This is a genomic window from Leucobacter sp. G161, assembly GCF_001482305.1.
Classification (GTDB): domain Bacteria; phylum Actinomycetota; class Actinomycetes; order Actinomycetales; family Microbacteriaceae; genus Leucobacter.
Window position 1 is genome coordinate 37,418 of the sequence record NZ_LOHP01000069.1, and the last position, 21,875, is coordinate 59,292.

Consider the following 21,875-nt stretch of genomic DNA (forward strand, 5'->3'; position numbering starts at 1 on the left):
ACAGAACTAGAGGGGCATATGTGTAGGAGACCCCCATGCGGTGTTCCGCTTGCTGGGTGCATCCCGGGCGGGCCAGGTGAGCAAATCGCTAGACTACACAGGTGAGTTCCCAGCCAACACCGCAGCGCACCGGCCTGCTATACCGCCTGTATCAGCGGCGGCTGCGTCGGGAGATCGTTGAAGCGCAGGTGCCACACCACGTCGCGATCATCGTGGACGGGAATCGGCGCTGGGCGAAGCAGCGGCTGCAGGAGCGCGCAGCGTTCGGACACCGTGCTGGCGCGCGCAAGGTCCCCGAGTTTCTCGGTTGGTGCGAAACGGCAGGCGTCAAAGTCGTCACGCTCTACCTCCTGTCGGCTGATAACCTCAACGCGCGTGCGAGCGATGAGCTCACGGACCTCTTTGGCATCATCGGTGAGCTCGCAACCGAGCTGTCCCGCAACCCCGACTGGCGCGTGCAGCACGTCGGCTCCTGCGACGGGCTCGACCCGGAGCTCGCCGCCGCGCTCGGAGCCGCGGAGGAGCGGACGCGCGGCAACACCGGCCTGCACGTGAACCTTGCGGTCGGCTACGGCGGACGCAGCGAGATCGCCGCCGCCGTGCGCAGCGTCATCGAAGCGCACCAGGAAGCTGGAGGGACCCTCGACACCCTCGCTGAGACGCTCACCCCCGACAAGATCGGCGAGCACCTCTGGACCCGCGGGCAGGCGGACCCCGACCTCGTGATCCGCACCTCGGGCGAGCAGCGCATCTCCGACTTCATGATCTGGCAGTCCGCGCACTCCGAGTTCTACTTCGTTGAAGCGCTCTACCCCGACCTGCGAGAGGTCGACTTTCTGCGCGCGCTCCGCGATTACTCGTCGCGCCAACGCCGACTCGGCGGGTAGCCCACCGGGGTCAGGCAGCGCCCGGTACCCTGGGGACATGACGACCGAGACTGTTCTCCGCGCCGACGCCCTGCTCACCCCCGCCGGCACGATTGCGCCAGCCGAACTTGCGTTCGATGTGACGGGGCGGATCAGCTACGCCGGCCCGCCGCGCGCCGCCAGCACGGTGACGCACGACCTCGCCGGCCACGCGCTCATGCCGGGACTTGTGAACGGGCACACGCACTCGGCGATGACGCTGCAGCGTGGTGCCTCCGACGACGAGAGCTTCATGCAGTGGCTCGCGACGGTGCAGGGCATCGAGCAGCGGCTTACCCACGACGACCTCATCGTCGGGCTCGAGCTCGCGCTCGTCGAGATGATTGAGACCGGTACGGTGGCGTTCGCCGACATGTACTACTGGGACGAGACACTCATCGAGCGCGTCCGTGCGGCGGGGATGCGCGTCTTCGCGGCGCTCGCGTGCAACGGGAACGACAACGTTGCCTTCCCCTCGGTGTCTTCGATGACGGGTGCCGAGGTGCTCACCGAGGTGGAGCGGCTCGCCGAAAAGTACCGAGAGGATCCGCTCGTACGAGTCGGCTTTGGGCCGCACGCCCCCTACACGTGCACGCCGGAGTTCCTGCGCGAGGTGCGTGAGCGAGCGCTCGCCGGGGACATCCCGATCCACACTCATATCTCGGAGTCCGCGGCGGAGGTCGCGCAGATCCGCGAGCAGTACGGCAAGACCCCCGGCGACCACCTCGCCTCGCTCGACTTCTTCGACGCCGACGTGCACGCGGCGCACTGCGTCCACATCACCGGCGATGAGATCGCCACCTTCGCGGCGACGGGCACCTCGGTGAGCCACAACCCCGTGTCGAACCTCAAACTCGGCAACGGCATCGCCCCGTTCCCCGAGATGATCGCGGCCGGGCTGCCGCTCGCTATCGGCACCGACTCGGTCGCGAGCAACAACTCGCTCGACCTGTTCGAGGAGCTCAAGCACGCGACGATCCTGCACCGCGGCGCGCGGCAGGACGCCGCGGCAGTGCTCGGCCCGCAGACGATTGACATCGCGACCCGCGGGGGAGCGGCCGCGATCGGGTTCCCCGACTCGGGGGCGCTCGCCGTCGGTCGTTTCGCGGACGTCGTCGCAGTGGATCTCACGGTGACGGCCGCAGCGCCCGTGCCGATCGAGTCGCTCGTGGCGCACCTCGGGTACGGGGCGACCGGTCGCGACGTGCGTCACGTGTTCATCGGAGGTCGCCACGTCTACGCAGACGGGGCGCACCAGACACTCGACGCAGATGCGGTGCGCGCGCGGGCGCGAGAGGCGCGGGCACGGCTCGTCGGATAGCCGCGGGGCTAGACGATCACGCTGCGATCGAACGCGTCGATGCTGATGCCCTGGGCGAGTACCTGCTTCGACCACTCCTTGGCTGAGTGGAGGCTGTGGTCGCGGTAGTTGCCGCAGCTCTCGATCGTCGTGCCTGGAACGTCGGCCCACTCGATGCGCTCGACAAGGTCGGTGAGTGACGACTTGATTGCTTCGGCAACCTCGGTTGGTGAAGGCTCGCCCCACACGATCATGTGGAAGCCGGTGCGGCACCCGAACGGCGAGATGTCGATGAGGCCGTCGAAGCGGGTGCGCAGCAGTGCGGCGATCGTGTGCTCGATGGTGTGGAGCCCAGCTGTCGGGATCTCGCCCTCGTTGGGCTGCACGAGCCTGATATCGAAGTTTGAGATCGCGTCGCCCTTGGGTCCGTGCTCGACGCCGATGAGGCGCACGTACGGTGCGAGGACCTTCGTGTGATCCAGCGCGAAACTCTCGACTGTGGCAAGCTCTACGTCACTCATGCGGCCAGTGTAACTCCGGCTCGTGGTTGCACGGAAGCAGTGTGACGCTGCGCTACGGCGGGCTGGTTAGGGGTGGGCCTGGGCGCTGGGCTTCGGCAGTCCATCTCAACTGCCCCGATTTATCTATGCTGCCTCGAGTGCGGTCAGTACAAGGGTCAAGATAGAAAAAACGGGCTCTTCGTACGTGAGGGTGTAGTGCTCAGGGATGAGGGGCGCTCGCCGATGAGGAGTGCTCCGCGATGAGGTGCGCTCGCCGTTGAAGAGCGCTCAGGGATGGGGGCGCTCAGCGATGAGGTGCGCTCAAAAGACATGACCTCAGCGAGGTCATGAATCTTGTGCTGCCGATCGCTCCTGACTTCGCTGAGGACATGTCTGCCGAGCAGAATTCAAGGTGGGCATTCACCTTGAGCGTGTGGCAGCCAGCGCGGGAGGAGGGGCTTCGCGACGAGCTACTGGTGTGGCGGAAACCACTCAGTGCAGTCGGGTGCCGCCGGCTGCGCGGCTGCCGCGGGAGTGCGAAGCGGCAGGCTCCGCGCTGAACGCTGCACGCAGTGGGCAGCAAACAGGGGGCAACACGCAGTGGGCAACACGCTGCACGCGCACGCAGTGGGCAGCAAACAGCGGGCAACACGCATCGGGCAGCAAACAGCCCCGCCAGGCGGCCAATCAGAGACTGGCGGCCGGGCGGGGCTGTGGTGCTGGGGTGGCGCGGTTAGGCGGCGCGGCTGAGCGCGATGCGAGCTGCCGGGCCGGACTTCTCAACCGAGACGTTCCAGCCGGCGTTATCGAGCTGGACGAGGTCGCGGCTCGCGTCAGCGAGAGTGTCGGTCTCGACGACGTAGAGCGTGCGACCAGCGCTGCGGTAGACGGAGCGGTGCTGTGCCCACTCGGGAATCCGCATCTTTGCGTCTGCCCCGAGCGAGTGGTACGGGGTACGCGGCGCGGGGCGGATGGGGGTGATGTTCTTCGTATGCATATGGGTATGTCCTTTCAAAGCCACGCGATCTTCTCGATGCGTAGCGGCAATCAGCACGCGGTGCTGTGTGCAGACACGGTGCGTGCTCGGCCTCGTCGTGAGGCGGTGGATCCATGTGGATCAGTTCGAGCTGCTGCGCACTTCGCTGGAATGAAGACTGGCCCTGCACTGGACGAAATCGCGGTCGCCAACAAGCTCTGTCCATCATCATAGAACAGATCTTCGAGAATTGCCAGCCCCAGTTGGCAGAAAGGCTCGAAGGCGCGTTCGGGCGGCCAGCGGGGCGTGGCGCTGGAGGCTGTGGTGCCAGTTAGTGAATGCGTGTACACTAACCCTGTGGTTCGTCCCCTCACTGCATCCGACCCCGAGATCGTTGCGCGTATTTCCGGATATCTCGCACAGCGCGAGTGGCCTGCAACGAGCTGGTCGCTTGCCGAGGTCGCGCCGGCCGCTGGTCTCAGCCCGGCCGGGCTGGTGAAGCGCTTCGGCTCGCGCGCGGGGTTGCTGCGCGCGCTCGGTGAGCACTGGGTCGACACCATTCCAGCCGTACCCACCACCGCGCAGCCGCTCCAGGAGCTCAGGGCATTTGCCCGCGCCACGTTCGCGGCACCGTCGGCCCACGCCGCCAGAGCGGGCATTGGTGACCTTGTCTCCGGCCTCGCCCAAGGGGCTTCCGCGGCGCTGTTGGACGAGGGGTTCGCTCGGCAACGAGGTTACGTTTCCGCCCTCATTCAGGCGCTCGAGTTGCCGCGGGCGGGCGACTCAGATGCCGCAGCCCGACTGCTGCTTGACGCGCTGCACGGTGGGCTCGTGCGTCAGGCGAGCGGTACCCAGGGTTCAGGCGCTTCACCAGATGACACGATCGACTACCTCTTGGGGCTGTGGACATGACACACGAACGTACCTGGCGCGGGCGCGCCTTCCTCGGCGCAAGCCTCGACGGCTACATTGCCGGGCCGGGAGGCGATCTCGCCTTTCTCGAGTCCGAGCCGGGGAAGGGGCGCCACACGGCAACCCCAGACACCGTGCCCGCGCTCGTCTGGGAGACGTTCTTCCCGACGATCGACACGCTGCTCATGGGGCGTGCAACCTATGAGAAGGTGCTCACGTTTGGCGACTGGCCGTTCCCTGGGCTCCGGGTGTTCGTGCTGAGCACGACGCTCTCCGGCGACCAGCCCAGTGTGGAAGTGGTGCGCTCCATCGACGACGCCGTTGCCGCGTTCGAGGCGGCGGGATCCCGCGAGGTGTACGTCGACGGTGGTCGCACGGTGCAAGAGTTTCTGGCGCGGGGATTACTCGACGAACTCACAGTGTCGACGCTGCCGATCGTCATCGGAGAGGGGACCCGACTGTTTGCCGACGGCGCGCGTGCGGAGTTTGGCGTGCGCGGCGCGCACGTCGGTGAGGACGGCCTCGTGCGTGTCACCTACGAGGTGCTCGCGCCCTGAGATCGGGAACCCGGGCAGGCTACCCTTGTCTAGCAGGCGCGGCTCGGTGAGGTTCTCCGAGCAGCTGCCGGGGAACTCGCCTCGTGCGGCCTAGCTGCCCTGCCTGCGCAGATGTTGAGGAGAACACATGAGTGAGCGTCACCCCCTACTTGTCTTTGCACACGCTGACGAAGCGTCCGCGTTCGAGGGCGTGCCGCACCTGGTGACGGGTGTCGGCAAGGTGAACGCCGCGGTGTCGCTTGCAGCCGCGCTTCGCGAGGGCAGCATTGAACGGGTCATCGTGCTTGGCACGGCAGGTGTCGTTGGCGAGGGGGCGGATCGGTTGTCGCTCGACACCGTCTACCAGGTGACGGGGCTTGTGCAGCATGACTTCTCGCTGCCCTCGCCCACGGTCGTGCCAGCAGGCGAGGTGCTCCTCGCGGAGACCGCGACGATGGCGACGGGCGACCAGTTTGTGAAGGACGATGCCCAGCGATCGCACATCGCGGGCATGGGCGCGCAGCTCGTCGATATGGAAGGCTACGCGTACGCGAGTCTCTGTGCACGCTTAGGGGTGTCGCTGCAGATCTTCAAGATCCCGTCCGATTTCGCTGACAGCTCGACGACCGACGAAGAGTGGGATGAGATCGTGTTCGCAAAGAGCCGCCAGCTGCGTGCGTTCTGGGAGGATCGCCTGGGCTAGGCGGAACGCACGCCAACCGCGCCACGCTGGTCGCTGCCCGCACCGAATTCGCGGCTGATCGGGGCGGGGGCCGAGGTGATCGGCTGGAGCTCGACGCGGCGTGCTCCGCAGCCGTGGCAGTGCACGTATCGCACCACGCCGTCTGCGGTGCGGTGGCTGGACTCAGTGCGCCAAGCATGGCTGTGTTCTGGTGTGGGGAGCGTGACGCGTGGCCGAGCAGCGCGGGGCGTCGTGATTTCTTGCTGGGTCTGTACGTTCATGGTTCTAGCGTGATGTAATGCCCTTATGCATCTCAACCCTTACGGAACGTACGCCGTGCAACTCGCAGCCTCGCTCGCGAACGACTGGCCAGCGGATCGCAGCGGGATCGAGGCACGCACACGCGAATTCGGGATGACGATGGCGTTCCTCGAGGATGCCGAGGACGTCGACGCCCACAGCGGCACGCGCGAGGTCATCGACGAGTGGCTGCGCGTCGTGGACGCGGCCACGCCTGAACTGCGCGCCGAGATTCTCAACCGCCACATGAGCGAGGCCGCCGCATTCCCGCAGCTCGTGAATCACGACGACGAGGGATGGCACCTGCACTACCGCGACGATCGGCAGTCGCTGCCAGGGGTATTACGCTCGGTGATTCCTGTTGGCACGGCGCTGCACCTCACGACCCGCGGCATCACCCGCCTCGGTCGCTGCACCGCGGAGCCGTGCACGAACGTGATCGTCGACGTCACACGGAATGGCCGGCAGCGCTTCTGCTCGGTGCGCTGCGCAAACCGGGCCGCGGTTCGCCGGCACCGCGCCCGCGGCTGAAGCCTCGGCCTATTCGGGACCTGACACCGGTCGCGGTCGCTTGCTGTGCTCGGTTGCCGCGTTGTCCCCGGAGAGCCAGCGCAGCCACAGCGTCGCCGGATCGCGTTCGAGGATGAGCGCACGCACGAGCAGGGTGAGCGGAATTGCGAGGATCGCGCCGAGCGGGCCGATGATGAAAGTCCAAAACAGTACCGAGGCGAAGCTTAGGGTGAGGCTCAGACTCACGGCATCGCTCACGAACTTTGGCTGGATGAGCACCTGCAGCAGCACGTTCGCGATCGCGTAGACGGCGATGACCGCGAGCATCAACGGCCAGCCGCCGACTACCAGTGCGAGGAGTGCTGGCGGCACGAGGCCCAGTACGAAGCCAATGTTTGGGACAAAGTTTGTGACGAATGACAGGATGGCCCAGACGAGCGGCGCAGGGATACCGAGGGCCCAGAGCGCGAATCCGTCGACGACGGCCACGAGCAGGCCAAATCCCGCGTTCACGACGTAGTAGCGGCGGACGTTGCCGTTGAAGTGCGCGAAGCGCCGCACGCGCGGCGCGGCCGAGGGGCCGAAGGACCTGGTGGCCTTCGCGAAGCGGCCAGCGTCGGCCGCCATGAAGATTGCGTACGCGAAGATGAAGAAGAGCGCGGTGAGGATGCCGAAGATGCTGCTACCCAGCGACGTTGCGTAGCTGATGATGCGGGACGGGGTGAGCATCGACGTGAGTGCGTCGGTGATCTGGGCGCTGAGCCCGAGCGAGGTGAAGAACTCAAACAGCGTGTCGGCGGTCGCCCGAAGCTCGGGACTGTACGCGATGACGAGTTGGGTGAACTCGGCCGTTGCAAACGCGAGCATCCCGGCGAGCACCAGCAGCACCGCCCATGACAGCGCGACGACGAGTGTCGTGGAGATCCAGCTCGGCCAGCCCATGCGATCGAAGGGGCGCCTGAGCGGACTGCATATGATGACGATGACGGCGGCAAGCGCCAGGGGCCCAATGATCTCGCGCCCGTTCGACACTCCGGCGAGCACGACCACGGCCCCGGCGAGCCCAAGCAACACAACGACCGACGGGGGGAGACCCGGGCGCGAGGAGGGGCCAGCGGGTGTAGGGGTCGTGGCGTCGCTCATGCACTCAGCGTAATGGAACCGGCCTGGGTTACGACCACTTCGGTCGCGGCGGCTGCCACGCGGCGAGCTTCGTGAAGAGTTCTGCGGGGTCGGTCGCGACGATGAGCGAGGCGCGTGCCGCAGGCGAGGAGAAACCCGCTTCGACCATCGCGTCGAGCGCAGCAAGTAGCGGCTGCCAGTACCCGTTCACGTCGAAGATCGCGACCGGCTTCTGGTGGATCCCGAGGGTCGCCCATGTCCACACCTCGAAGATTTCCTCGAGTGTGCCGGGGCCGCCGGGGAGCGCGACGAAGGCGTCGGTGAGCTCGGCCATGCGGCGCTTGCGTTCTGGCATGGACGAGACGACCTCGAGCCGGGTGAGGCCCGTGTGCCCGGTTTCGCCGGCGAGGAGCGACTCGGTGATGACGCCGAAGACCTCGCCGTCGTTCGCGAGTACGGCGTCGGCGACGGTGCCCATGAGGCCCACCTTCCCGCCGCCGTAGACGAGGTCGATGCCGGCGTGAGCCATGGCGGCGCCAAACTCACGGGCCGCCGATGCAAACTCCGGGGAGTTGCCGAGCGCGGATCCCGTGAACACGGCAAGCCGCTGCGGCGCTCGGATGCCCGCCGCAAGCGCGGGGAACACGTGCTCCGTGTTCAGCGGGGCCATCGCGGGATGATCCTGGGTGGGATCTACCCACTCGAGATGTTCGATCTCGGCGAGCGGCCGATCCACCGCGACGAACGGGTGCTCGAATACGTGCGCGACAACGTCGCGCCCCGGCTCGTTCGCGGCCGGCGAGCGGAACTCGCCGAGGCCGCGCAGCCGCAGCGGATCAAGCTGGACGCCGAGCTCCTCAGCGAACTCGCGGATCGCGGTGTCGCGTGGATCCTCGCCGGGCTCCGGCTTGCCGCCTGGCAGCATGAGCGTCGAGGTGCCGCGCTTGCGCACGTTGAGCACCCTGCCCTCGGGGTCGCGCATGACAACGGCGCTCACCCGGATGGCATCGCTCACGCGGCGGGCCAGTCGACTGCGTCTTCGAACTCGGGATGCTTCTTCAGCCAGGCGACGACAAACGGGCAGTACGGCACGATCCGCAACCCTGCGTCGCGGGTGTCCGCGAGCGCCTCGGAGACGAGCGTGCCGGCGAGGCCGCGGCCGCCAAACTTTTCGTCGATTTCAGTATGGACAAAGGCCCTGCCCTCGTCGCGCGCGGTCGGACGGTACGCGGTAAAGCCAGCAAGCTTCTCGCCCTCGTAGATGGCGTAGCGCCGTTCATCTGGCTCGTGCACGACGAGAATTGGTTCGGAAATTTCGGGTACCTCGGTTTCGCGCTGAGTGGTCGGGGGAGTCGGTTCGGTGGCCGTGGGCGCCATCTCTGGCGGAGCAGCCGGCGAAGTCGTGTTCGTCGTGGTGGCGATCGTTGGCGTCGCTTCGGGGAGCGGCGGCAGCTGGCTGCGTGGGAGGAGTCGCGCGGTGGGCAGCACGGGTGCTGGCAGCGGCGGTTCGGGCTCGCCGTCTGGGAGTCCGTAGCGGTCGCCTGCGGGGAGAGGCCCTGCTGCAGCGATCTCGAGCGTGGCCTGCCACGCATCGCGTGCCGCCGCGACTTCCTCGTGGCTGCCGCCGATGAAGTTCCACCACATCACGAGCTCTTCGCGCAGCGGTTCGCCGCCGATGAGGAGGATCCTTGCCCCCTCGTGCCCGGCTGTGAGCCGGAGCGTGTCGCAGCCTGCGGCAGCGTAGCCGAGGTCTGCGGGGCTGAGGATCGTACCGCTGCCGCTACCCGGGGCGAGCGTGAGCTGGCCGCGGTCGACGAGTACGCCGTGTTCGTGGCGTGGATCCACCCCGATATCGAGCGCGGCACCCGGCTCGAGCGCGAGCTCCGCTCCGACGAGCGGGGTGTGCGTGTTGACCGGTGAGGTGTGGCCGAGCAGTGAGCCGAGGAAGACCTGTGCCGTGTACCCGGCACCGCTGATGATGGGCGGCGCATAGTGGTCGAAGCGCTTCGCGATGCCGCGGGCGCGCTCGGGGAGCGCAACCCAGAGCTGCGCGCCGTGCAGCACGGTGGTGTCGGGGGTGGATCGCTCGGAGTGGCTGATTCCCGAGCCCGCGGTCATGAGATTGAGTTCGCCCGGCCGCACCTTCGCGTGGTTGCCGGCGCTGTCGCGGTGCTCGATCGTGCCCGCGAACAGCCAGCTCACGGTCTGCAGCCCGATGTGCGGGTGGGCGGCGACGTTCATGCCGCCGGTCGCCGCGACATCGTCAGGGCCGTAGTGGTCGAGGAAACACCAGGCGCCGATGAGGCTCCTGCTGCGCTGCGGGAGGGTGCGGCGGACGTTCATTCCACGGAGGCCCCCGAGCGGGACGTCGCGCGGATCGAGGACCTCAACGTCCCCAGGGTGGCCGGAGCCCGGGGCGCAGACGCGCTCGGTCGGTTCGGTCTCAAGATTGCTCATGCTGAACTCCTTTCGGAGGATCTTAGCCCCTCGGCACCGGCGGGCCGAGCCAGAGGAGTACCACGAAGACGATCGCGACGAGCGCCGCGATGAGGGCGATCGAGAGGATCGGGCGGCGCAGGATCCAGGCTTGGACGTGTTCGACGAAGCCGTGTGGCGCGTCGCCACCAGGTGCGAGCCGCCAGGGGCCTGCGAGCTTATCGCGCTTGTCGAGCCAGCGCTCGAACGGATAGGTGGCGAAAGGGATCACCGCGAGCAGCAGCCCCGTGACGCCGATGCCCGCGCGCCAGCGCTGGTTGATCCAGACGAACACGGTGGTGACGCAGTAGGCGAGGAAGACGAAACCGTGGAGGCCGCCCGCGATGCGCACAGCGCCGTCGGTCATCCCGGTCGCGCGGAGGATGAGCGCGGCGATGAGGCCCGCCCAGGTGATCACTTCTGCGGTAGCGAACAGGCGGAACAGATTTCTCGGGCTCATAGTGACTCCCATCTTGCCGCATCCGGATGAGAAGTGGGGCGCGTGGCGAAGGTAACGATCTTGACAAGGAATGGAGTCCTCGAGAGACTTCTCACAGAAGTTCCGTGAGGCAGAACTTGCAAACATCGCACACACGTTCCGCCTCGTGGAACCCCGTGTCCGGGAATTAAAACTGCAGGTCCGCGAAGATTTACGTTCGAATGCTATGACTTGACTATTCCAGTACATCAACTTCTGTAGCGCAGAGTGTTCACATTGTGTTCACCTCGAAACGCCACAGAGCCGGCTTGCTTTCGTGAGTGATGACGCTTATCGTCTTCGAATACGCTTCGAGTTTTTTGGGGACTCGAGAAGCACACCAGCATCAGTGGGGATGGGGAATCGCATGTCACGACGTGGGCAGCAACGTAAGTCAGTTACACCGGCGAGGAGTTCGCGACGCCGAAACCTCGGCAGAGGGTTTGCCATGCTTGTGGCAGCGGCGGTGATGTACACCGGCCTTCCGACCGCGGCATTCGCCGCCGTCGTGCCGCCCTCGACGGAGAGCTCGCTGGAGAGCGCCGTCGTCGATGCGCCCGCAGAGCTCACTCCCGGGGAGGGCGGCACTGCGAGCCCCACGCCCGGGGACGAGAGCGGCGAGATTGCCGCACCGGAATCGCCGGCCGAGGAGGGCGCTGAGACTCCGGCCACGCCCGCGCCAGAGGTCCCGGTCGAAGAATCTGAGGAAGCTGACGCTCCCGATGCCCCTGCCGCTGCGGCTCCGCTGGCGGCGCCACTCGCCGCAGCACCCGACCAAAACGGCGGGCCAGGTAACGCCTCAAATCCCTCTGACAAGCAAATCATCATCAATGTGAGCGCATTGTCAGACCGGACTGGTCCGACTGCAGTTGCCAGCCTCGCTGGCGTAACGTACAGCGCCTACGAAGCGACAAGTCTGACGAACCAAACACAGACGACGCCGACAGCAACCTGTACAACGGATGCAAACGGGCAGTGCTGGATGAAAGTGCCGACACGTGGGAGCAAGAGCAGCTCCGCTGGCTACCTCGTACAGGCGGACGCCGCACCGACCGGCTGGGAACTCCTGCCCCGGCTGGTCACCGACAATGGCAGCTCGGTCACAACCCAAAGCTATTCCTTCTACACGGGCGCAGCAAACAGCAAGAACTCGGCCAGCGCCAGAACGATCGCGGTTCCGGGAACGAAGAGCGATGGAACACGGACGAGCACAGGCAACTGGGCGACCGCTCGCGTGAACCCTCAGCTGGACCCTGTGTGTGGCATTGACGTTGCGCTGCTCGTAGATCTCTCGGGGTCGGTGAAGAATGCTGGGGCAGTGCAACAGGTTCGTGACGCCTCTTCGGCAGTCGTGAACGCGTTGGTTGGCACCCCATCGAAAATTGCGCTTCACACCTTTGGCAACACTTCTCCCGCCTGGGGCAACAGCAACGACAACATGGCTCTGAGGAGCGTTGCGACGCAGGAGGAAGCAACGTTTGTGCTGAACAAGGCGCAAGGGCTCACTGCCCCAGCCACGGGCGAAGCGACGAACTGGGACCGTGGCCTCTGGGGGCTGAACCCGATGGCGAGCGCAGGTGAACTCGACCTCGTGATCATGATCACCGACGGCATGCCAACAACGTATGCGGGAGGGGCGCCAGACGGAGACGTCACGCGCTTCATCACGATGGAGAACTCGATCGCCTCGGCGAACGCGATTAAGAGCCACGGTGTGGGCATCATCGCTGTCGGCGTTGGCGGTGGGATCTCCGGAGCCGCGGAAAATCTCCGCGCGATCTCCGGGCCGGTAGCCGGTCAGGACTACTACCAGGTCGCGAATTGGGACGACCTCGCAGCACAGATGAAAGCGCTGTCCTCGAAGAACTGTGAGGGCACGGTCAACGTCGTCAAACAGGTGATTCCGGTCGGCGGCACTGTTGCTGATGCTGAGCCGCGCGCGAACTGGGGATTCACCGCCACAGCTCCCACCGCGTCAGTACGCACCGATGCCAAGGGCAGCACCTTCTCGACGAGCGCGCAGGGCGTGACCGGGAGCACAGGCGCCCTCGGATTCCGGTCGAGCTTCGAAGGAACGAATCAGGCCGGCAGGAAACTCAGCATCACCGAGTCTCTGACGGGCCAGTACAGCATCGTGCCGCAGGACGGCCAGAACGCCGTGTGCACGCGAACTGACACGAAAAAGCCAGTCACAGTGACAAACACCGGTACGGCCACAAACCCCGGCTTCACTGTTGATCCGATCCAGAATGCGACCGTTTCATGCGTGGTGTACAACCAGACGCAGGATCTTTCCGCCAAGCTCCGCGTCGACAAGGTCTGGAAGATTGATGCGGACGGTGACGGAAAGTTTGAAGAGACGACCGACCCCAACGTGGCACCGAAATCTATCCCGGGTCTCAGCGCTTCGCTACAGCTCTCAGGGAATCCTGGGCTCCCCAGCGGCGGCGTGAACTTCGGGCAAGCGATTCCGAACCTTGCCCTGAACTCGACGGTGGGCGTCTCCGAGAAGGTCACTGGGCTTCCCCCCCTCTGCACCAACACAGCTACGTTTAGTCCCGTGCTCGATAACGGGCTCACCAAGCTCACGAAGACGAGTAAGCAGGGCGTGAACGAGGTCACCCTCACAAACAGCGTGACGTGTGAACAGCCGAAGCTGACGCTTGAGAAGCGGCTCTCTCACGGGCAGACCCCGGTGACCGATTGGACCCTCAACGCGATCGCTCCGAAGGACGCGCTCGCAGGCCCGAGTGGTAAGTCAGGCAAAGCCGATGCAACCGCGCCGGTGACCGCAGGAACCAACTATGCGCTCGCTGAAGCACCGGGAACCCCCGAAGCTGAGGGCTACACCCAGCAGTGGGCACCCACATCCCAGGTTGCCTGGGCCGCAAACCACAAGGCCGGCGCGACCGGATCGTGGGAGTGCGTGGCAGCAACCAGCGTGAAAGACGGGGTACCCACCTGGGGCACCTCCGTCGTCGACGGTGCAAACGGTGGCGTCACGGTTGACGCTGGCGAGTGGCTGAAGTGCACCGCTGTCAACGATCCGAAGCCCACGCTCCAGCTCGTGAAGCAGGTGCAGGTCGGCGACGAACTGCAGACGGTTCCCGTCGGCGATGAGCGCTGGACGCTGTCAGCCACGTGGACCCCGCCGGGCGCGGGCGACGAAGGCGCGATCACCCCGTTCCCCGGAGAACAGCAGCCCCTGCAGGGCGCTGGCGGTGTCAAGGCAACGCACGTGCTGCCCGGTCACTACTCGCTCAGCGAGTCTGCGGAGCAGAACGGCTTTGACAACGGCACAGCGTTCAGCTGCGTTGTGAACGACGAAGATCCTCAGCTCATTGCTGCGGGCTCCGACGAGACGCTCGCGCTCGCTGCGGGCGACAACGCGGTCTGCACGATCGTGAACACCGCCAAGCCAGCACCACTGACCGTCGAAAAGAGCGCCGGTCAGGTGACGCAGCTCGAGGATGGCACCTGGCAGATCGATTACACGATCGCCGTGAAGAACGACAGCCCGGTGCCGAGCAGCTACACGCTCACTGACACCCCGACGCTCGGCGCTGGTTTCACCGTCGAGTCGACGAGCTGGATCAACAAGGGTGGTGCTCCGACGGAGAACACCCCGATCAAGGCACACAGCACGGACACGTACACCTTCCGCGTGATTGCATCGTTCGACAAGACCGTGGAGAAGCCGCAGCTCACCTGTGACGCCGAAACCGGCGGGGCGTTCTTCAACACCGCGCACATCGCCTTCCCAGGCGGTGACGACAGTGACAATGCCTGCGCCGAGCCGGGATCGCAGACCGTGGTGAAGACAGCGCTGCCTGTGAAGCAGAACGACGACGACGGCACCTGGCAGGTCAGCTACAAGATCGATGTCACTAACGGTTCGGAAGCGGAAGTGACGTATGACCTCACAGATACTGTGAGCGCGATGCAGCCAGGGGCGAAGTTGGTCCGAGTGGACAGCGTGTCATCGACTGGGGGTTTGCTGAACTCCAGGTGGAATGGGAATGGAGTTGTCGTCGGAAAGGTGAATCTCGGTCCAGGTCGGTCGATCACCGCTACGGTGACGCTGAGGGTGGCGGTCGACGCCACGGCATCGCCCGACGCGCTCGTCTGTGACACCGCCGGGAAGACTGGCATCTGGAACACGGCAACCGTGGCAAACCACTTTGACGAGCCCTCGTCACAAGCATGCGCGTCGCTTGAGATTGCCAAGGCAGACGTCGAGAAGCAGGTCTCGAAGGTCACCCAGCTCGACAACGGCTCGTGGCAGGTCACCTATGACGTGACCGCGAAGAACCGCTCGAAGCAGACCGAGGCGATCTACAACCTCAGTGACGAGCTCCGCTTCGGAGGCGGCATCACCGTCACGGAGGCAAGCTGGGCCGGCCCGGGGGACGCGACCGGCAGTTTCGCAGCAGACGGCACCGCAACCCTCGCGACGAACCGCGCGCTCGCCGCAGGTGGCACCGAAAAGTACACGGTCACGGTGCTTGCCACCATCGACCCGGCAGCGTGGGCATCGAAGGACTCCGCGCTCACCTGTGACGTCGACGGCGAAGCCGGCGGCTTCTTGAACACCGCGGCAATCACCGCTGGCGGGGTCACTGAGCAGGCGAGTGCCTGTGACGAGCCCAAGCTGCCGAAGATCACGAAGAAGGCAGTCAGTGCGGTGCAGGATCAGGCCGATCCCGACCTGTGGCTCGTGAGCTACGAGCTGAAGGTCAAGACCGGCGGCTTCGACTCCGCCTACACGCTGAGCGATACTCCGGCGTTTGCGCCGGGTGTGGCCCTCGGCGCAGGTACCGCGCAGCGCACCGACACTGACCCGGCTGGCGACGCAGTCGCAATCACCTCCGGGGCACCCTTCGGTGACACCCCGGTGAAGATTGGGGCGGACGATAAGACGCACACCTGGCTCGTGACCTGGGAGGCGCGCCTCGGCGACGCGATCCCTGCCGAGCAGCGCGTGTGTGGCGAGCCCGGAAGCGGCCTGTTCAACACGGCGAACCTGATCCAGGGCGACGAGGTCACGGGTGGCGACACCGCGTGCCTCCCGGCTCCCGAGCGTGTGCAGCCGAAGGCCTCGAAGCGGGTTGCGAAGGCGGTGCAGGGACCGAACGGCGACTGGACCATCGACTACGACCTCGTCGTGAAGCTCCCCAAGAAGGGCGAGAAGAACCCGGACGGGCTGTCAGCGAAGTACACCCTGAGCGACACCCTCGCGTACGGCACCGGGATCGACGTGAAGTCGGGCTCGTGGACCGGACCAGGGAGCGCCGCCGGTGACTTCACCGCGGGTGCTTGGAGCGCGGACCTCGCGCAGGGAACAACGATCGCGGCTGGGGATACCCACACGTACCGCGTGACCGTGGTCGCCTCCGTGACCGCAGCCGCAGTCGAGGCGGGCACCACAGAGTGCCGCACCGACGGCGAGGCCGGCGGCTTCCTGAACACCGCAAAGCTCGTCTCGGCGGGCACCCCGGCTTCGGTCGAGGCGTGCGCCGAGCCGAAGCTCCCGACGATCGAAAAGACAGCGGTCGGCGCGGTGCAGGACGAGGCGGATCCCGAGCTGTGGCGCGTGATCTACCAGCTCACCGTCACCGGCGGCGGCTTCGACTCGTCGTACACGCTCACCGATACTCCGGCGTTCGCCGACGGCGTCGTCCTCGGAGCGGGCGCAGCGCAGCGCGCGGACACCGATCCCGTAGGGGACGCGTTCGCGATCACCGCGGGCGATCCCTTCAAGGGAGGTCCCGTGAAGATCGGCGCTGACGACAAGCCGCACACCTGGCTCGTCACCTGGGAGGCGCACGTCGGCACCGAGACGCCCGCTGACCAGCAGCAGTGCGAGGGGCCGGGCACCGGCTTCTTCAACTCGGCAACCCTCACGCAGGGAGACACCGTGATCGGTGACGGCGACGTCTGTCTACCGGTGCAGGATCGCGTGTACCCGAGCGTCACGAAGACCGTTGTCGACGTGGCGCAGGGCCCGAGCGGCGACTGGAACGTCGAGTACGATCTCGTGGTGACGCTCCCCGCACAGGGCGAGACGAACCCGAGCGGGCTCTCCGCGAAGTACGACCTCAGTGACGCGCTCGCCTTCGGCGAAGGCATCGACGTGAAGTCGGCCTCGTGGAGCGGACCGGGCGATCGCGCGGGTGAGTTCACCCCCGCGAGCTGGGACGCGACGATCGCGCAGGGCCAGGGCATCAAGGCCGGCAGCACACACACCTACCGTGTGAGCGTTGCCGCGACCGTGAGCGCCGAGGCACTGACCGATGGCTCTGCTGAGTGCCAGGCCGAGGGCGAGGCTGGCGGGTTCCTGAACACCGCGGAACTCGTCTCCGGCACGGTTACCACTCCGGTGGAGGCATGTGCTGAGCCCAAGCTGCCGAAGATCGCGAAGACTGCAGTCAGTGCAGAGCAGGACACGAAGGATCCCGAGCTGTGGCGTGTGAGCTACAAGCTCACCGTGACCACGGGAGGATTTGAGTCGTTCTACACGCTCACGGACACCCCCGGTTTCGCGGCAGGCCTCACCCCCGGTGATGGCACCGCGCAGCGCACGGACACTGATCCGCAGGGGAGCGCGTTCGGAATCACACCGGGCAAGCCGTTTACCGGGGATCCGGTGAACATCGGCGCAGGCGACCAGGCACACACCTGGCTCGTGACTTGGGAGGCTCGCGTCGGCAACGACGTGACCGCCGAGGCGAGTGAGTGTGCAGGCCCGGGCAGCGGATTCTTCAACACTGCAGAGCTCACGCAGGGAGACACCGTCGCAGGCGACGACGGCGCGTGCATCCCCGTACCCGAGCGTGCACAACCGACCGTGTCCAAGAAGGTCGCCAAGGTGACCCAGGACCCGGACGGCCTGTGGAAGATCGGCTACGACCTCGTCGTGAAGAACCCGGACGCCCTCGCGGCGAAGTACGACCTCACCGATACGCTCGCGTTCGGTGACGGGATCGACGTGAAGTCGGCCTCGTGGACCGGAGCAAACGGCAAGGGCGACTTCTCTGACACGAAGTGGAACGCGGACATTGCGGCTGGCACGGTGATTGCAGCGGGCGACACCCACACCTACCGGGTGACGGTGACCGCAGATGTTACGCCGAAGGCAGTCAAGGCTGGCACCACCGAGTGCCTCCCCGAGGGTAAGGCCGGTGGCTTCTTGAACACCGCCAAGCTCGTGTCTGGCGGAGCATCGACCCCGGCCGAGGCCTGCGCCGAGCCGCTCCACCCGACGATCGATAAGACCGGCGGGAAGACAACCGACAACGGTGACGGCACCTTCGGGCTCGAATACGAGATCAAGGTGAGCTACCCAGAGACGGACGCGCGCCACCCTGTGGGCGTGAGCTTCACGCTGCAGGATGAGCCGCAAATGCCCGAGGGCGTCGAGACAGTTGGCGGATGGTCTGCCGAGGCCGCGTCTGCGGATACTCCGCAGCCACAGAACCCACGTCGCCCGGTCTCGGGTGAGTGGACCATCGTGCAGGGAGCGCAGTTCACGCCAAACAACCTCGCTGATGGAATCACTGAATTCGTCTACCGCGTGACAGCGACGGTGAAGGTCACACCGACCGACGCCCCGAAGCCCGCAGTATGCGAGGACACTGGCGAGACCGGCATCCTGATCCCGAACATCGGCCGGATCCTGTCTGGCGGCTTCACCGCCGAGGACAGCGGCTGCCAGGTCGTGAACTTCGGTGACGTGAGTATCGCGAAGACCGTCGATCTCGCAGAGGGGAAGACCTCGGTCGCCCCAGGCGACACCTTCGACTACGTGCTCACCGTGACGAACGAGGGCACCGCGGCAGCGAAGAACGTGAAGGTCACCGACAAGGCGCTCAACGATCGACTGAAGATCACCGGGCTGACGGTCGATGAGAACGCTGCTTGGGGCCCGAGCCCCGGGTACTCCGGGAACACGGTCGAGCTCACGCTCGATGAGATCCCGGCCGGCGAGTCAGTGCACGTGCGGATTGGTGTCGAGTTCCTGCCGGCAGCTGTGCTGCAGGCTGATCCGATCCTCTCGGGTGCTCCCACACCTGAGGCGCCAGCTGCGCTCGATGAACTCACCAACACGGCCTGCGTCGAGATGGCCGGGGATGCAAACCCCGACAACGACTGCGCAGACGTGCAGGTGCCGGTGCGTGACCTCACCGCGACCGTCTACACGCTCTGCGTGGCTGACGCGCCGATGCTCGGCTGGTCGGTATCAAAGTCGGAGCTGCTCAAGGAGAAGCCGGTGAACTTCCGGTGGACCCCCGACGAGGGGAACGCAGACACGAAGCCTGCAGAGGTCTCCCTCGTGGAGCCTGGTGGCTCGACGAACTGGAACGGAACCGCAACCTGGCCTGGCTCAGCGTTTACGCCCTCGGGCATCAGCGTTGACTACCCGGGGTGGCGTGCACTGCGGCTGTCAGACATGGCGCCGGATGGTGGCTACCTGATCCCGGGCACCACAACCGTGATGACCCCAGAACAGGCCTCCGAGTACGTCTTCAACGGGTTGATCCTTGACCCGAGCGAGCTTGACTACTCGTGGCGTGGGAACACGACCATCCAGTTCTCGGCGAACCCGGAGCTCACGTTCAACGCGAGTTACCCGCCGGCGACTGCCGGATGTGGTGCTGCGCGTCACGCCGAGGTCGAGATCTCGAAGGACGCGAGCGTCGAGCAGATTGTTGCCGGGGAGTCGTTCGAGTACACGCTGGCCGTGGAGAACATCTCCGATGATGGCGCTGCAGAAGGCGTCGTCGTCACCGATGAGATCCCCGCCGACCTCAAGGTCACTGATGTGGCCTGGGACGGGAAAGACGCCCCGGGGACGTTCCCGAACTGGAGTGAGTGTGACGTGAGCGGACAGGATTCCGGCGGCTACGGCGGAACGCTGAGCTGCGAGCTGTTCGGACCGCTTCAGCCACAGGGTTCGACCGACGGCGCCTCAGTGGCACCCGAAATCACGCTCGCGGTGACGGTGGATCCGGAAGCTGTCCGCAAGGACATCACCAACACCGCAACTGTCGACTACCACACCTTCGGAGATCCGAAGGATGCGGGCAAGCATTCCGATAGCGCGAAGGTGCAGGTCACCGCACTCCCGGTTGATCCGAAGAACCCCGACCCGAAGAACCCCGACCCGAAGGCTCCGGGAGGGAAGACTCCAGGGGGACTGCCCGCCACCGGCGCGCAGGTGACTGGGTTCCTCGGCGGCGGAATCGCCCTCCTGCTGCTCGGCACGGGCGCCCTGCTCTGGAAGCGGAGGCGCACACACAGCGCAGAGTAGTCACAGGCTCGCAGCGCGGACGTTGGATCGCTTCCCCCAGGAATCCCGCCGACGCCCCATGAACCGCTGCGTAACAGAAAGGCCGGTCGAAGCCCCAACTTCGACCGGCCTTTCGCCGTATGTCACCGCGAGAGGTGTTAGCGGATACCGCCCATCAGGCGTAGCACTGGCTTGCGTGCGAGGAACAGAATGGCGCCGACGGCGATCGATGCTCCACCGAGCGCGAGGAAGTAGGGAACCTCGGTCTCAGCGGTGTAGAAACGCGACAGCGTGCCCGACGCAGCCGAGCCGAGCGAGATCGACAGGAAGAACAGCGCGACCATCTGCGAATGGAACGCCTTCGGCGCGAGCTTGGTCGCGAGCGACTGGCCCACCGGCGAGATGCTGAGCTCCGCGAGCGTGAGTAACAGAATGATGAACACGTACGCGAGCAGCGGCACGGTGTTGTTCGCACCACCGGCAAACGGGATGAAGCACAAGAATGCGACGCCCATGATGGCGGTACCAATCGCAAACTTCACAGGGGTGCTTGGCTGGCGATCGCCCAGCTTCACCCACATCGCGGCAAACACGCCAGCGAGGATGATGATGAGCATCGGGTTGATCGTCTGCACCATGCTCGGCGGCATCTCCCACCCGAAGATGGTGCGGTTCAGGCGCTGATCCGCGTAGATCGCGAGCACCGTGAACTGCTGCTGCGATAGTGACCAGAACACGGCCGACGCGAGGAACAGCGGAATGAACGAGGCAACCTGCTTGCGCTCCACCTTCGAGACCTGATGGCTCGTGAGGATCACAGTGAACAGGACGACGACCGCGATCACAATCAGTACGACGACGATCGTCGAGAGGTTCTAAGCGGTGATGAAACCGAAAGAGAGCGCGAGCGCGATGACCGCGATCGCAGCCAGGAGGACGACAGTCCAGATGCGCTTCTGGCTCGCCGAGAGCGGGTTGCCCGGCTTCATGCTCGAAGCGCTCACGGTGTGCTTGCGCATCGCGAGGTACTGGATGAGGCCGATCGCCATACCGATTGCAGCGAGACCGAAGCCCCAGTGGAAGCCCTTCCAGCCCCAGAGCGCGCTCGTGAGCAGCGGGCCGGCAAAGCCACCGATATTCACACCCATGTAGTAGATGGAGAACGCGGCATCACGCCGCTGATCGCCCTTCTCGTAGAGATCGCCGAGCACCGTCGACGTGGTGGTCTTCAACGATCCGGATCCGAGCGCGACGCCCACCAGGCCGATGGCCAGGCCGAGCATGCCCGGAATGAACGCGAGAGCCAGGTGTCCGACCATGATGAGACATGCGGCAATGAGCAGGGTCCGCTCAGCGCCAAGGACACGATCGGCGATCCAGCCACCGAGTACCGCAGAAAGGTAGACGAGACCGCCGTAGGCGCCGACGATCGAGGTCGCAGCGGCCTGTGACATCCCCAGGCCGCCGTCGGTCACCGAGTAGTAGATGTAGAAGGCCAGCAGCGCCTGCATGCCGTAGAAGCTGAACCGCTCCCACATTTCGACGCCCGCGAGGTTCGCGAGCCCCCACGGATGGCCAAAGAAGCCGCGGCTTTGCGACGCTCCAGTACCGGCTGAGGCCGGACTGTCGGGCTGCGTGGTCGGTGATGACACGTGTTCCCCCTCGGGATGCTGCGCGAACGACACCACCTCGCAGCATAGTGCGAGGGCGCACCGCTGCGAATCCGAAATCAATGAAAAGAGCCCCGGAAATGGTGCGCGAACGATTGCACAGGCAGGCCCGCGTGTCCGCGCCCCACGGAGGGGGCCACGGAAAACCGTATCATTCGTTTACAGATAAGGCTTCTTGAGGAATCCCAGGGGAGGGGCGCCGTGCGTGCGGCGTCGGGGC

14 protein-coding genes and 1 pseudogene are annotated in these 21,875 nt (G+C 65.7%); 7 read left to right on the top strand and 8 right to left on the bottom strand.

Going from position 1 to position 21,875, the window contains the following annotated elements; all coding sequences use genetic code 11:
* Positions 1 to 101 precede the first annotated feature (101 nt).
* The gene (locus AUL38_RS11975) at positions 102 to 887 is read left to right on the top strand and encodes an isoprenyl transferase (protein WP_059062517.1); all 786 of its coding nucleotides are present in this window, start codon (positions 102 to 104) and stop codon (positions 885 to 887) included.
* 37 nt (positions 888 to 924) lie between these two features.
* Positions 925 to 2,226 carry an amidohydrolase family protein gene (locus AUL38_RS11980; RefSeq protein ID WP_059062519.1) on the top strand — a complete coding sequence of 434 codons (1,302 nt, stop codon included), beginning with the start codon at positions 925 to 927 and terminating at the stop codon, positions 2,224 to 2,226.
* 8 nt (positions 2,227 to 2,234) lie between these two features.
* On the opposite strand, the gene AUL38_RS11985 is transcribed toward AUL38_RS11980, so the two are convergent.
* Positions 2,235 to 2,726 (bottom strand): S-ribosylhomocysteine lyase, encoded by a 492-nt coding sequence (locus tag AUL38_RS11985; RefSeq protein ID WP_059062521.1) that lies wholly within the window; start codon positions 2,724 to 2,726, stop codon positions 2,235 to 2,237.
* 712 nt (positions 2,727 to 3,438) lie between these two features.
* Entirely contained in the window at positions 3,439 to 3,702 is a 264-nt protein-coding gene (locus AUL38_RS11995) for a hypothetical protein (RefSeq protein ID WP_059062525.1), read from the bottom strand.
* Positions 3,703 to 4,038: 336 nt separating this feature from the next.
* On the opposite strand from AUL38_RS11995, the gene AUL38_RS12000 reads away from it, so the two are divergent.
* From AUL38_RS12000 to AUL38_RS12010, 3 genes are all read left to right on the top strand, one after another.
* Entirely contained in the window at positions 4,039 to 4,593 is a 555-nt protein-coding gene (locus tag AUL38_RS12000; RefSeq protein WP_059062527.1) for a hypothetical protein, read from the top strand.
* Positions 4,590 to 5,150: a dihydrofolate reductase family protein gene (locus tag AUL38_RS12005; protein ID WP_059062528.1), complete on the top strand. Its 561-nt coding sequence runs from the start codon at positions 4,590 to 4,592 to the stop codon at positions 5,148 to 5,150. The genes AUL38_RS12000 and AUL38_RS12005 overlap by 4 nt, the downstream gene beginning before the upstream one ends.
* A 127-nt stretch (positions 5,151 to 5,277) precedes the next feature.
* Positions 5,278 to 5,832 (top strand): purine-nucleoside phosphorylase, encoded by a 555-nt coding sequence (locus tag AUL38_RS12010; protein WP_059062531.1) that lies wholly within the window; start codon positions 5,278 to 5,280, stop codon positions 5,830 to 5,832.
* Here AUL38_RS12010 and AUL38_RS17570 read toward each other — a convergent pair.
* Complete coding sequence (locus AUL38_RS17570) at positions 5,829 to 6,092, bottom strand: hypothetical protein (RefSeq protein WP_153006578.1); 264 nt, start codon at positions 6,090 to 6,092, stop codon at positions 5,829 to 5,831. The genes AUL38_RS12010 and AUL38_RS17570 overlap by 4 nt on opposite strands.
* A 25-nt stretch (positions 6,093 to 6,117) precedes the next feature.
* On the opposite strand from AUL38_RS17570, the gene AUL38_RS12020 reads away from it, so the two are divergent.
* Positions 6,118 to 6,642, top strand: coding sequence for a CGNR zinc finger domain-containing protein (locus AUL38_RS12020; RefSeq protein WP_059062532.1), 525 nt, complete (start codon positions 6,118 to 6,120; stop codon positions 6,640 to 6,642).
* Positions 6,643 to 6,651: 9 nt separating this feature from the next.
* On the opposite strand, the gene AUL38_RS12025 is transcribed toward AUL38_RS12020, so the two are convergent.
* Genes AUL38_RS12025 through AUL38_RS12040 form a run of 4 tightly spaced genes read right to left on the bottom strand, consistent with a single transcriptional unit; the run spans position 6,652 to position 10,678 of the window.
* A complete protein-coding gene (locus AUL38_RS12025) occupies positions 6,652 to 7,764 on the bottom strand; it encodes an AI-2E family transporter (RefSeq protein ID WP_059062534.1) in 1,113 nt (370 codons plus the stop codon).
* Positions 7,765 to 7,792: 28 nt separating this feature from the next.
* The gene (locus AUL38_RS17795; RefSeq protein WP_235590707.1) at positions 7,793 to 8,758 is read right to left on the bottom strand and encodes a TIGR00730 family Rossman fold protein; all 966 of its coding nucleotides are present in this window, start codon (positions 8,756 to 8,758) and stop codon (positions 7,793 to 7,795) included.
* A complete protein-coding gene (locus AUL38_RS12035; RefSeq protein WP_059062536.1) occupies positions 8,755 to 10,200 on the bottom strand; it encodes a bifunctional pirin family protein/GNAT family N-acetyltransferase in 1,446 nt (481 codons plus the stop codon). The genes AUL38_RS17795 and AUL38_RS12035 overlap by 4 nt, the downstream gene beginning before the upstream one ends.
* A 22-nt stretch (positions 10,201 to 10,222) precedes the next feature.
* Complete coding sequence (locus AUL38_RS12040) at positions 10,223 to 10,678, bottom strand: DUF3817 domain-containing protein (RefSeq protein ID WP_059062538.1); 456 nt, start codon at positions 10,676 to 10,678, stop codon at positions 10,223 to 10,225.
* 466 nt (positions 10,679 to 11,144) lie between these two features.
* Between AUL38_RS12040 and AUL38_RS12045 the strand changes: the two genes are divergently transcribed.
* The gene (locus AUL38_RS12045) at positions 11,145 to 20,006 is read left to right on the top strand and encodes a VWA domain-containing protein (RefSeq protein ID WP_059062540.1); all 8,862 of its coding nucleotides are present in this window, start codon (positions 11,145 to 11,147) and stop codon (positions 20,004 to 20,006) included.
* A 137-nt stretch (positions 20,007 to 20,143) separates the two neighbouring features.
* Here the strand turns inward: AUL38_RS12045 and AUL38_RS12050 are convergent.
* Positions 20,144 to 21,637, bottom strand: a pseudogene (locus AUL38_RS12050) (peptide MFS transporter).
* Positions 21,638 to 21,875 lie beyond the last annotated feature (238 nt).